We start from the raw sequence: 13028 nt of genomic DNA, 5'->3' as shown, positions 1-13028 counted from the left end.
TAGTATGAAAAAATTAGTTCTAATTGTTGGTCTTGTATCAATGGTAGCTTTTACTTCTTGTAAAGACAACGCATCAAGTAAAATTAAAACAGATAATGTAGCAGAAGCTGCGGTAAGAGATGAGGCTGCGAAAGCAGTACCTGTAATGTCTTTCGAGAAAGCAGAGCATGATTTTGGTACAATTGAGCAAGGAACACCTCAAGAAACAGTTTTCATGTTTACCAATACAGGTAATGCGCCACTTATTATTACAGATGCTAAAAGTAGCTGTGGTTGTACAGTTCCTAATCCTCCAAAGGATCCTATTGCACCGGGTGCAACTGGTGAGTTGAAAGTTAATTTCAATGGATCTGGTCAAAATCAAGTAACTAAAACAATTACTGTTACAGCAAATACTGAAAAAGGTTCTGAGCTTTTAAGAATTAAGGCTTTCGTTAACCCAAAAGGAGCAGCTCCATTAGGACCTGTTAAATAATTATAAATTACAGATATACCAAAAATGGGTGAATTAGGGCAGTATCTTCCGATGGTTTTGATTTTTGTGGTCGCATATTTTTTTATGATCAGACCTCAAATGAAAAGACAAAAGGATGAAAAGAAATTTTCGGCAGAATTAAAACGTGGTGATCGAATTATTACCAAGAGTGGTCTGCACGGAAAAGTAGTAGATTTGAATGATAAAGATTCTTCTTGTGTATTGGAAACAATGGCAGGGAAGTTAAAGTTTGATAGATCTGCCATATCCATGGAAATGAGCGCTAAACTAAACGCTCCAGAGAAAAAGTAATTCTTTCTGAATTCATATAAAAAACACCGATGGAAACATCGGTGTTTTTTTTGTTTTAAATTTTAAGATAATAGCTTACTTCTTGTATTGGTCATGTATTCCCCTACCTGCTAATATCAACGGAACTATTTTTTCTAATCGAGATAGTTTTGTTTTTTCTTGTTTTGCAGTTGCAATATACTCGGCGTAATCTTTCTGTTTGGAATAGGTTAATTTGTTAAAAGCAGTTTTTATGTCATCGTTGTTTTCTAATGCAATAGATAAGTGAACGGGAATTACAATTTTGGATTTTGGTTTTTTCTCAACCTTTACTCGTAAGCCCTTCTTATGATTTTCTATAGCCTCATTTATATAAGATGTAACGTCTTTTTTATCAATACCCTCAAGTGTAATAAATTTCCAGTGGCGCATCGCCATGGTTTTTCCTTCTTGGGCATTTTCTAAAACCTTTTTTTGGTCACTTAAAAAGACGCCGTTAAAAAACCAAATTCCAAAATGATTTTTGAATTTGTTTATGGCGATGATGTTTTTGTTATTTACCATGTAGGTGGGGAAACTCCATTTGTAAGTTTCTGTCATTCTACACGCTAAGGCAAGAGTTCTTAATTCAGCTACTTCATTTTTGAAACGATGTGGCTCATTATAGAATTTATCCAATTTCTCTTGCTTTTCCATCGTATTATTGTTTTGCTGTCAGCTCACAAATACGTACAATAACTTCAACCGCTTTTTGCATGCTTTCTACGGGTACATATTCATACTTACCATGAAAATTATGTCCGCCAGCAAATATGTTTGGGCATGGTAGCCCCATGTAACTTAATTGCGACCCATCTGTACCACCGCGTATTGGTTTAATAATAGGTTTTATGCCTATATCTTCCATTGCCTTTTTAGCGGTTTCTACAATATGAAAAACAGGCTTTATCTTCTCTTTCATATTAAAGTATTGATCTTTTAATTCTAGCTCAATGCAATTGTCATATTCGTTATTAAATTTTTGTACGATGTCTTCTACTAATTTTTTACGTTGCTCAAAACGCTTTAAATCGTGATCTCTAATAATAAGTTCTACAGTTGCATTTTCAATTTCTCCGTCAAAGTGATGTACATGAAAAAAGCCTTCTCTCCCAGATGTTTCTTCAGGTACTTCGTGCTTGGGTAAATCGCTTATAATCTTATTGGCTATTAAAAGTGCATTCACCATTTTGCCTTTGGCATAACCTGGGTGTACACTTTTGCCTTTTATAGTTATTTTGGCACCTGCTGCATTGAAATTTTCATATTCCAATTCACCAATCTGGCTACCATCCATAGTATATGCCCATTCTGCGCTAAATTTTTCTACATCAAATTTATGTGCTCCACGACCAATTTCTTCATCGGGTGTAAACCCAATTCTTATTTTGCCATGCTTTATTTCAGGATTATTGATTAAATACTCCATAGCTGTTACAATCTCGGCAATACCAGCTTTATCATCTGCACCTAACAATGTTGTGCCATCTGTAGTAATTAGTGTCTGACCGATATATTGCAATAAATCATCAAAATAAGATGATGATAGAATGATGTTTTTTTCCTTATTCAGAACAATATCTTTACCATCGTAATCTCTTATGATTTGCGGATTTACATTAGTGCCTGAAAAATCAGGAGACGTATCAAAATGAGATATAAAACCAATGGTAGGTACCTTATGGCCTACATTTGAAGGTAAGGTGGCCATTATGTAAGCATTGTCGTCTATAGTAACATCAGACAGACCTATAGCGCGTAATTCGTCAACTAATTTGTTGGCTAAATTCCACTGTTTTTCAGTACTTGGTGTGGCGTCAGATGATGAGTCGCTCTGCGTATCAATAGTAATATAACTTATGAAACGATCAATGATATGCTGCATGTAAAATGTGTTTTATCAAAAATAAGGTTATAAATTGTAAATTAGTAAACGTAAGATTCGATAAATTAAATGATGATGAAAATTAGATATATAGTGGCAATGGCTTTTCTTTTACTTTTTACAAATATAAATGCACAGGCAGATTGTATTCTTGGTGTTGGTGTTACAAACGATTCTATTATTTCTGATATTTTTCAATTGAACGAAATGCAAAAAGAGAAATTAGAAAGCTTTAGTGGAGAAGTTAAATTTCGGAATGATGTTTTAAGTAATGAATTAGAGAATGTAAAGAGTAGACACCCTCAAAGTAGTGTTACCGAACTTCGACAATTAGCAGATAAGTACAAAGTTGTAATGGACAGTATGGCGACAGTTCAAGAAGTGATGGATAAAAAAATGTTAGCGCTATTTAATTCTAATCAATATGAACTATACCAATCTTTATGTAAAGAGGCTTATCGATCTCCTTATATTGTTGCGCCCACAATGTACACAGATAGTATTGTTGATGAAAACAGATAAGTTCTAACTAACTTTCTCATTTACAGTTTGTATTTTTGTGGCTTCTAAAATATATACATGTATAGGCTTTTTATCAGACCTCTTTTATTTCTTTTTGATCCAGAGAAAGTTCACCATATTAGTTTTTCAAGCATTAAGTTTTTCTCCAAAATAGGACTATCTGGTCTTATTAAATCTATGTTCGTAGTTGAAGATAAATGTTTGGAACGTGAGCTATTCGGATTGAAATTTAAGAATCCTGTTGGTTTAGCTGCTGGTTTCGATAAAAATGCGGTTCTATATAACGAATTATCAGATTTTGGATTCGGATTCGTAGAAATAGGAACACTTACCCCAAAGCCACAAGATGGCAATCCGAAAAAAAGATTATTTCGTTTAAAAGAAGATAAAGCTATCATAAACCGAATGGGATTTAATAACCACGGGGTTTTTGAAGCTGTCGAGAATTTAAAGAAAAAACATAAGGTTCTAATTGGTGGTAATATTGGTAAGAACAAAGTGACACCAAATAATGAGGCAATTAAAGATTACTTAATCTGTTTTGATGCCTTGTTCGATCACGTAGATTATTTTGTTGTGAATGTAAGTTCACCAAACACACCTGGGTTAAGAGAGTTGCAAGATAAAGAGCCATTAACGGCTCTGTTAAATGAGCTTCAATTAGAGAACTCGAAACAAAGTGAACGTAAGTCGACTGAGCGTAAACCTATTTTATTGAAAATTGCGCCAGACCTTACCGATAGTCAATTATTAGATATCATTGATATTGTAAAAACAACAACTATTGATGGTATTATAGCTACTAACACGACCATTTCTAGAGAAAATTTAAAATCTCATGCTTTGGTAACAGAAGAAGCTGGCGGACTAAGTGGTGCTCCATTGAAAGATAGAAGTACTGAGGTAATTCGATTCTTAGCGGAAAAAAGTAATAAAGCATTCCCTATTATTGGTGTAGGCGGTATAAACTCTGCGGAAGATGCTATCGAGAAATTAGAAGCTGGTGCCGATTTAATTCAATTATGGACGGGCTTTGTGTATGAAGGACCGGCTTTGGTAAAAGAAATCAATAAAGCGCTTATCGAAAAAGCTGCGGTTTAAGAATTTAATTATTACTATAAAATATAAATGCCCTTGTACAAATTGTGCAAGGGCATTTTATATATGTAAGATTTTAATTTACGGCTTGGTCCAGTAATCAACTACAAAGACATCATCTAAAAACGGAGTCAATACAGCACCAAATGCTTTATGGTCAGGGTGCGGTAAGTAAATGGCGCGATCTTCCTCACTTTCAAATGTTAGAAAAAAGGCATGTGTAAAGCCTTTGTTCAAACCTTCGGGACTATTGTTCAATCCCCATTCATACCCTTTTATTTGTTCAATTTTTGATGGTAGTGCACTAAATGCATCTTCTACTGTTTTCATTTGTTCGGCAGTCGTTCCTTCCTTAAACTTAAAAAAGACAGTATGTCTTAAAAGGCTATCGCTTTGAATCATTTTTATTGTAGTTATGTTTTCATCTGTTTTAGCAAAAGCGTTTGACATGAATGAAATGCTAATTAGTAATAGAAGTACTTTAATTTTCATAGTCTGTGAATTTTATACAAGATATTAAAAATAGGTGTAATACGCGGTTATTCGTACTTTTCGGGTCTAACTAATATCTTCTAGATTGGATTACGATGTCTTATTGGCTTTTTCTATGGCAACCTTTATTCTGGCACTTTCACCGGGACCTGATAACATATTTGTGCTCATACAAAGCATTAGTAATGGTAAAAAATATGGCTTAGCAGTCGTTGCAGGTCTTATGACCGGTTGTTTAGTACATACTACGTTACTGGCGTTCGGGGTTTCTGCAGTTATTAAGAATAATCCCGCCATATTTACTTTTATAAAAATGTTTGGGACTGCCTACTTATTTTATTTAGCTGTAATGGTGTATAGAAGTGGAGATACTATCTCTATCGCCGGGGAAACGAAAAATAAAAAGAATTTAGGTTCATTATATAAACAGGGTTTTATAATGAATGTGTTGAACCCTAAAGTGACGATATTCTTTCTAGCATTTTTTCCAGGCTTTCTATTTTCAAGTTCGTTAAGCAATGTTATACAATTCTATACCCTTGGCTTTTTATTTATAGTGGTTTCTTCAGTCGTTTTCGGTGCTATCGCAATATTATCTGGTCAAATTTCCAGTTTTTTGATCGCTAATAAGAGAACCGGGTTTGTTTTAAAATGGGGGCAAATTATTGTCTTCATCGGTATTGCTGTTTATTTATTAATTGGGTAGTTTATTTAAATTATTAATAGTAGATACTTATTTAGAGTTTGTATTTTTACGAAATGTCTAATGCAAAGATCAAATTAGTAGAATGCCCGCGAGATGCTATGCAAGGCATTAAGCAATTTATACCTACCGATGAAAAGGTTAGGTATATACAATCTTTGTTGGGTTGTGGTTTTGATACCTTAGATTTTGGAAGCTTTGTTTCGCCTAAAGCGATACCGCAAATGGTAGATACTGCTGAGGTTCTGGCAAAATTAGACTTGTCAAAAACAAATACTAAGCTACTTTCCATTGTAGCGAATGTTCGAGGCGCAGAAGATGCTGTTTCACACTCTGAAGTTGATTATTTAGGCTTCCCTTTTTCTATTTCAGAGAATTTTCAAATGCGTAACACGCATAAGACAATAGCACAATCTGTAGAGACTTTACAAGAAATATTCAATTTGGCAGATGCTGCGAACAAAGAAGTGGTGACTTATATTTCGATGGGATTTGGTAATCCTTATGGTGATCCTTGGGATGTTGATATTGTAGGGGAGTGGACAGAGAAGCTAGCAAAAATGGGAGCTAAAATATTATCGCTTTCAGATACCGTTGGTTCTTCTGATCCCGAAACTATTTCATACTTGTTCTCCAATCTAATTTCTAAATATCCGAACATCGAATTTGGAGCACATTTGCATACGACACCAGCTAAGTGGCATGAGAAAGTATCTGCTGCTTACGAATCTGGTTGTAGACGTTTTGATGGCGCCATACAAGGTTTTGGCGGGTGTCCAATGGCTAAAGATGATTTAACTGGTAATATGCCTACAGAGAAAATGCTTTCTTATTTTACTGCAGAAAAAGTAGACTCAGATGTTAATTGGATGGCTTTTGAAGCTTCTTACAATAAAGCTACTGAGTTATTTACAGCCTATCATTAGCTAACTTATTATATTTCAACCTCATATTATTTAAACGTTAAGTTTATTTAGATTTAATACAGATAAGCTTGTTTCGTATTGAAACATGTTATACGTTTGCAATCTTATTTGAAATAAGTCTTAATAAAAAAAGAAAATGAAAAAGAACCTATTTGTACTATCTTCTATTGCAAGTTTACTATTTATTTCTTGTAGTTCTGATGATGATAGTTTAGAATTGACTACATGTGAAGATGGTGATTGTGATCCTGTTGAAACAACAATTGATAATCCAGATTCATACGTATTTACTAGAGATAATGAAAGCACAGTTAGTTTTGATGGTCAAACAACTAGATTAAAAATGGGTTCAGAAATTTTAAGCGCATTAACAGATGTAACATTGACATCAGACCAAATTTTAAGTATGTATGCTCATGAAGAAGGAGCCAATGATTTTGAAGAAATAGAATTAAATGCATCTGATAAAAGTGTGAAAAGTAAAACAGCTGCATCGGCAGATTTCTTTTCCACCAATGCCACCGATCAAACATTGATCAGAGCAGATTTTGATGGCTTTATCACAGCACAAGTAAATGAGGTATTCCCAAACTGGGAAGTTGCTGCAGCAGAAGGAACAGCCGGGCAAATAGCTGACGGTTCTTCTACCAGATATATTAATGCTCAAGGTTTAGAATACAACCAAGCATTTAACAAAGGTTTAATTGGGGCGCTTACTCTTGATCAAATAGTCAACAATTATTTAAGTACTGCGGTTTTAGATGAAGGTGATAATAGAGCGGATAATGATGCTAATGTTGTAGCGGAAGGTAAAACCTACACCAATATGGAGCATAAGTGGGATGAAGCTTATGGATATGTTTATGGCTTAAATGCCGATGCTGCAAACCCAAATGATGACTTAGGTGCAGATAGCTTTTTAAATAAATATGTTGGTAGAGTAGAAGGGGATGACGATTTTGCCGGTATTGCCGATGAAATTTTTCAAGCCTTTAAATTGGGTAGAGCTGCCATTGTAGCTAAGCAATATGATGTTAGAGATGCACAGGCAGAAATTATTAGAGAGAAACTTTCTGAAGTTATCGGTATTAGAGCGGTATATTATTTACAGCAAGGAAAAAATAGTTTGGATCAAGAAACACCTGATTATGGTGGTGCTTTTCATGATTTATCAGAGGGTTACGGATTTGTTTACAGTTTACAGTTTACAAGAAAAACCAATTCCACAGATCCTTATTTTACCAAAGAAGAAGTTGATGCGTTTTTAGTAGATATAATGGATGACGGAGAAAACGGACTTTGGAATGTAGAAGCAGCTACATTGGATGCTATTTCTACTGACATTTCTGGAAGGTTCAGTTTTACCTTAGAGCAAGCAGCAGAATAATTCGATATAAGGTTAATAAAAAAGCAATTCATTCTAATAAGATTGAATTGCTTTTTTTATTTTTGCATTTAATTAGAATAAATAAAAATAAGCTATGAAAAAGATAATAGGGGCATTGTGTATTATGACCTTAATATGGGCATGTTCTAGTGAAAGTGCTACAGATGATGAGGTAATTATACCAGATGACCAAGAAGAGGTTTCTTTTGAGCGTAGTGCCATGTTAATCAATTGGGCAGATAATATAATCATTCCATCATATGAAGCATTTTCTGGTGATTTGGATGCTTTATTAAATTCATTCAACACTTTTAAAGTAGACACTAATGAAGGTAATTTAACAGCATTTCGCTCTGCATGGATAAATGCTTATACTTCTTGGCAGCGCGTTGAAATGTTTGAAATTGGTCCTGCGGAATCGGTAGGTTTTCAATTGAACATGAATATATATCCTACTAATACTGAGAATATAGATGAATTCATAGTTTCAGGTAGTTATGATTTATCGCTTTCTTCAAATAGAAGCTCTAAAGGTTTTCCAGCATTGGATTATTTGTTGAATGGTTTAGGAGAGGATGATACATCAATATTAGCTTTCTACAATGGTGATAATAAAGATGCACTGTTTACATTTACAGAAGATGTTTTGTTAGATATGAAATCTTTGACCGATACTGTCTTGTCTGACTGGACAGAAGGATATAGAGATACGTTTGTTGCCAATGATGGGGCTTCCTCTACAGCCTCTGTAGATCGTATGGTAAATGATTATATCTTTTATTATGAAAAGTATTTGAGAGCGGGTAAAATGGGTATTCCTTTAGGTGTTTTTTCTGGAGCTCCGTTACCTGAAAACGTTGAAGCCTATTATGAGGGTACTATTTCTAATGAATTATTTTTAGAAGGATTAAATGCGGTTCAGGATTTTTTCAACGGTAAACATTTTAATTCCGAAACTGAAGGGGAAAGCCTTGCTTCTTATTTAGATGCGTTGAATTCTGTAAAAGATGGGGAAGATTTATCATCTTTAATTAATGCCCAATTTAATACGGCTAGAGATTTGGTTTCAGATCTAGCAGCTTTTAGAGAGGAAATTGAAAATAATAATACGCCAACTGCTATGTTTTTAGCATATGACGAAGTGCAAAAAGCGGTGCCAATGCTAAAGGTAGACATGGTTTCTGCCATGAGTATCAGTATTGATTTTGTTGATGCAGATGGTGATTAATGAAATCGATAATAGATACATATATAAAAGCTCCCGTAGAGGCCGCCCCATTGGCGGTCTTTCGTATTTTATTTGGTTTAATGATGCTTTTAAGTATTGTTAGATTTTGGTCTTACGGATGGATTGATAAATTTTATCTGCAACCCAAGTTCTTTTTTTCCTATTATGGTTTTGAATGGGTGAAACCAGTAGGCGAGCTTACCTATTTAATCTTTGTAATTTGTGCTATTTCTGCCATTTTAGTAGTACTTGGTTACCGTTATAAGCTTGCTATTATAGTATTCTTTTTAAGCTTTACCTATATAGAGCTAATGGATAAAACCACGTATTTAAATCATTACTACTTTATTAGTCTCTTAAGTTTTCTAATGATTTTTCTTCCTGCAAATGCGAACTATTCCTTAGATGCCTATTGGAATCCCAAAAGGACTTTTCAGTATATACCTGCTTGGACAATAAACAGCATAAAGTTGTTATTAGGTATCGTATATTTTTATGCTGGTTTGGCGAAATTAAATTCAGATTGGTTGCTAAAAGCCATGCCTTTAAAAATATGGCTACCATCTAAGTTTGATACCCCGTTAATTGGTAGTTTTCTGGGCGAAGAGTGGGTGCACTATGCCTTTAGTTGGTCCGGTGCTTTGTTTGATCTCTGTATTCCTTTTTTACTTTTCAATAAAAGGACAAGAACTTTTGCATTTGTTGCGGTCGTAATATTTCATGTACTTACTAGGGTGTTGTTCCCAATTGGAGTTTTCCCTTTTGTAATGATCATCTCTGCCTTAATATTTTTTGATTCTAGTGTTCATTTGAAAATAATAGGTTTCTTTTCAAATTTTCTTAAGATTGATGTTAATAGTTTCAATACGGGGAAAGTTTTTAAGCAAATACCGACTTTTAAAACCAAAATTAAATATGGGGTAATAGCATTATTCTTTTGTTTACAACTTATGTTGCCATTTAGGTACTTATTGTATCCGGGCGAGTTGTTCTGGACAGAAGAGGGTTATCGTTTTTCATGGCGTGTTATGTTAATGGAAAAATCAGGTTATGCGCAATTCAAAATAGTAAATGGAGATACGGGGCGATGGTTTTATGTAAATAATTCAGATTTTTTAACTCCTATTCAAGAAAAACAAATGGCTTTTCAGCCAGATTTTATATTGGAGTATGCTCATTTTTTGAAAGAACATTTTGAAAATGATGGTCATAAAAATGTGCAAGTATATGCAGATTGCCAAGTAAGTTTAAACGGAAGATTAAGTACAAAATATATAGACTCTACAATTGATTTAACAAAAGAAGAAGAGTCTTTTTTACATAAGAATTGGATAACACCATTTAAAGATGAAATTAAAGGAATTTAGTTATATACTGTTATTGTTAGTATCATTTCCAATATTTGGACAGTTTAATATTTCTGGACAGATAACCGATGAAGATGGTACACCTGTTTCTGATGCAGAATTGTACATTAAAGAACTGGAACTTTTAGAAACGACAAATTCAGAAGGTTATTATTCCGTTGAAAGTTTAATAGCAGGTACCTATACAATTGTTGTATTTGCCTATGAATTTGAAATATTAGAACAAGATGTGGTTTTAAATGGTAACACTACCTTTAATGTAACATTACAACGTTTAAAAGTCAATAATTTGTCAGAAGTGGTTATAACGCAAAAGCGAGAAGAAGTCTTTGCCTTAAAGCAACTAAAGAAAGTCGACGGAACCGCTATTTATGCGGGTAAAAAAAGTGAGGTTGTTTTACTGGAAAATATTACGGGTAATTTGGCAGCTAACAATCCGCGACAAATCTATAGTCAAGTCGTAGGGCTAAATATTTATGATAATGGAGATGCTGGTTTGCAACTTAATATTGGCGGTAGAGGTTTGGATCCCAATAGAACGGCAAATTTTAATACAAGGCAGAATGGGTATGACATTAGTGCAGATGTTTTAGGTTATCCAGAGAGTTATTACACTCCTCCAGCTGAAGCTTTAGAAGAAATTCAAGTAGTTAGAGGTGCTGCATCTTTGCAATATGGTACCCAATTTGGTGGTTTGGTCAATTTTAAATTCAAACAACCAAATTCAAATAAAAAAATAGAACTGATTTCTAGACAAACTTTAGGATCTTATAATTTAAAAACTTCTTTTAATAGTCTAAGTGGTACCGTTGGAAAAATAAGTTATTATACCTATTTTAATTATAAAGAGGGAAGTGGTTTTAGACCAAATTCGGATTATAACAGTAGAAATTATTTTGCTCAAATTGGATATCAGGTTTCTGATAAAACTAAACTTACACTTGAGACTACGTTTCTTAATTATTTGGCTCAACAACCAGGTGGTCTAACAGATGCCCAATTTATTGAAGACCCAACATTTAGTAATAGAGAGAGAAATTGGTTTGATGTAGATTGGAAACTATACTCTCTTAGATTAGATCATAAATTCTCTTCAAAAATGGATTTTAGTTTAAATGTTTTTGGCTTAGATGCGTCAAGAAGTGCACTTGGGTTTAGAACTAATAGAGTGTCACAGCCCGATGATTTAGAAGAACCAAGAGAATTGCTCGTTGATAACTTTCAAAACTGGGGTGCAGAGGCAAGATTGCTTACCAGATATAAACTGGGTGATACCGAATCAGCATTATTGATTGGATCTAAAATTTACAGAACAGATAATAATCAACGGCAAGGACCTGGAACAACAGCTGCAAATGCAGACTTTAATTTTGCCGATGATGAGTTTCCAAATTATGAAAGGCAATCAGAGTTTAATTTCCCTAACTCCAATCTTGCTTTTTTTGGGGAGAATATTTTTAATATAAATTCTAAATTGACTTTAACACCAGGTTTTAGGTTAGAGCATATTAATACTGAAAGTATAGGTAGTTACAAAAATATCGTTCTGGATTTGGCTGGTAACTCATTGTTAAATGAAGATGTTACGGATAATAGGACTTTTGATAGAACATTTTTGTTACTAGGTCTAGGTGCAACTTATAAGCTAAACCCAAGTGTGGAATTTTATGGAAATTTTTCTCAAAATTACAGATCAGTGACTTTTAGTGATATAAGGGTTGTTAATCCTTCATTTCAAGTAGATGAAAACATTAGTGATGAAGATGGTTTTACTGCGGATGTAGGGTTGCGTGGAAGGCATAAAAATATTTTCTCTTACGATGTTAGTGCTTTTGGTCTGTTGTATGATAATAGACTTGGAGAAATTCTTAAAAGTGAAACGCAGATAAATGCAGCTGGCGAAGAAGTAGAAACAGGGAGTATTATACGCTTTCGTGGGAATATAGGTACCGCTTTTATGTATGGGTTAGAAAGCTTTGGAAACTGGAGTATCAAGGAAACTTTTTTTAGTGGAAATGATAAATTAAAATTGAACTATTTTTTAAACCTTGCCCTTACAGAATCTGAATATTTGTCTTCGGAAGAGACAAATGTAGAAGGTAATAATGTTGAGTTTATACCGGCTGTAAATTTAAAAACAGGATTAAATTTTGGCTATAATAACTTACTGGGAAGTTTACAGTACACATATTTATCAAGTCAATTTACAGATGCAACTAATGCTCCGCAAGATATAAATGATAACCAAAGAGGAATAGAAGGGGAAATACCAGCGTATGATATTCTTGATTTTTCATTAGCATATACATACAAGAACTGGAAGCTTGAAGCAGGTATAAACAATGTTCTTGACAATAGTTATTTTACACGAAGAGCAACTGGCTACCCAGGGCCAGGTATTATACCATCTGAACCTAGAACGTTTTACACTACGCTGCAATTTAAACTTTAGAATTTTACTCGATAATTGAGACTTTAATACTTCGAGAGGCTAGCTTATAATTTTTAAGTTAGGCCTCTTAGAATACCTAGTATGTCTGCCCCCGAAGTTGTTCAATAGCGTTGTATAATAAATAAATTGCATGTCTAGAATAGTTGTGTTTTTTAATTACTAA

Annotated in this window: 13 protein-coding genes; 10 read left to right on the top strand and 3 right to left on the bottom strand. The window is 33.9% G+C overall.

Annotation, left to right across the window (positions count from 1 at the left end):
• Positions 1 to 4 precede the first annotated feature (4 nt).
• Positions 5 to 475 carry a DUF1573 domain-containing protein gene (locus tag Q0871_RS07250; RefSeq protein ID WP_299320405.1) on the top strand — a complete coding sequence of 157 codons (471 nt, stop codon included), beginning with the start codon at positions 5 to 7 and terminating at the stop codon, positions 473 to 475.
• Positions 476 to 499: 24 nt separating this feature from the next.
• Positions 500 to 787 (top strand): preprotein translocase subunit YajC, encoded by a 288-nt coding sequence (gene yajC / locus Q0871_RS07245; RefSeq protein ID WP_299320402.1) that lies wholly within the window; start codon positions 500 to 502, stop codon positions 785 to 787.
• Positions 788 to 862: 75 nt separating this feature from the next.
• On the opposite strand, the gene Q0871_RS07240 is transcribed toward yajC, so the two are convergent.
• Both Q0871_RS07240 and pepT read right to left on the bottom strand, forming a co-directional pair.
• The gene (locus tag Q0871_RS07240) at positions 863 to 1462 is read right to left on the bottom strand and encodes a YdeI family protein (RefSeq protein ID WP_299320399.1); all 600 of its coding nucleotides are present in this window, start codon (positions 1460 to 1462) and stop codon (positions 863 to 865) included.
• 4 nt (positions 1463 to 1466) lie between these two features.
• Positions 1467 to 2690, bottom strand: a complete 1224-nt coding sequence (gene pepT / locus Q0871_RS07235; RefSeq protein WP_299320395.1) for a peptidase T — start codon at positions 2688 to 2690, stop codon at positions 1467 to 1469.
• Between the two features lie 75 nt (positions 2691 to 2765).
• On the opposite strand from pepT, the gene Q0871_RS07230 reads away from it, so the two are divergent.
• A complete protein-coding gene (locus Q0871_RS07230; RefSeq protein WP_299320392.1) occupies positions 2766 to 3212 on the top strand; it encodes a hypothetical protein in 447 nt (148 codons plus the stop codon).
• Between the two features lie 57 nt (positions 3213 to 3269).
• Positions 3270 to 4313, top strand: coding sequence for a quinone-dependent dihydroorotate dehydrogenase (locus Q0871_RS07225; protein WP_299320389.1), 1044 nt, complete (start codon positions 3270 to 3272; stop codon positions 4311 to 4313).
• 78 nt (positions 4314 to 4391) lie between these two features.
• Here Q0871_RS07225 and Q0871_RS07220 read toward each other — a convergent pair whose 3' ends face one another.
• Positions 4392 to 4802: a Dabb family protein gene (locus tag Q0871_RS07220; protein WP_299320386.1), complete on the bottom strand. Its 411-nt coding sequence runs from the start codon at positions 4800 to 4802 to the stop codon at positions 4392 to 4394.
• A gap of 85 nt (positions 4803 to 4887) precedes the next feature.
• Here Q0871_RS07220 and Q0871_RS07215 point away from each other — a divergent pair, with 85 nt between their 5' ends.
• The 6 genes from Q0871_RS07215 to Q0871_RS07190 all read left to right on the top strand — a co-directional run bounded on the left by Q0871_RS07215 (position 4888) and on the right by Q0871_RS07190 (position 12865).
• Complete coding sequence (locus Q0871_RS07215; protein WP_299320381.1) at positions 4888 to 5508, top strand: LysE family translocator; 621 nt, start codon at positions 4888 to 4890, stop codon at positions 5506 to 5508.
• A gap of 53 nt (positions 5509 to 5561) precedes the next feature.
• Positions 5562 to 6431 carry a hydroxymethylglutaryl-CoA lyase gene (locus Q0871_RS07210; RefSeq protein ID WP_299320377.1) on the top strand — a complete coding sequence of 290 codons (870 nt, stop codon included), beginning with the start codon at positions 5562 to 5564 and terminating at the stop codon, positions 6429 to 6431.
• Between the two features lie 136 nt (positions 6432 to 6567).
• Positions 6568 to 7818 (top strand): DUF4856 domain-containing protein, encoded by a 1251-nt coding sequence (locus Q0871_RS07205; protein WP_299320373.1) that lies wholly within the window; start codon positions 6568 to 6570, stop codon positions 7816 to 7818.
• Positions 7819 to 7912: 94 nt separating this feature from the next.
• Entirely contained in the window at positions 7913 to 9046 is a 1134-nt protein-coding gene (locus Q0871_RS07200; RefSeq protein ID WP_299320370.1) for an imelysin family protein, read from the top strand.
• Positions 9046 to 10413, top strand: a complete 1368-nt coding sequence (locus tag Q0871_RS07195; protein WP_299320367.1) for an HTTM domain-containing protein — start codon at positions 9046 to 9048, stop codon at positions 10411 to 10413. Before Q0871_RS07200 ends, Q0871_RS07195 begins: the two co-directional genes overlap by 1 nt.
• Positions 10394 to 12865, top strand: coding sequence for a TonB-dependent receptor (locus Q0871_RS07190; protein ID WP_299320363.1), 2472 nt, complete (start codon positions 10394 to 10396; stop codon positions 12863 to 12865). Before Q0871_RS07195 ends, Q0871_RS07190 begins: the two co-directional genes overlap by 20 nt.
• The last annotated feature ends 163 nt before the right edge of the window (positions 12866 to 13028 follow it).

It is taken from the genome of uncultured Maribacter sp. (genome assembly GCF_947500985.1).
GTDB lineage: Bacteria > Bacteroidota > Bacteroidia > Flavobacteriales > Flavobacteriaceae > Maribacter.
This window is presented reverse-complemented; position numbering and strand designations above follow the sequence as displayed.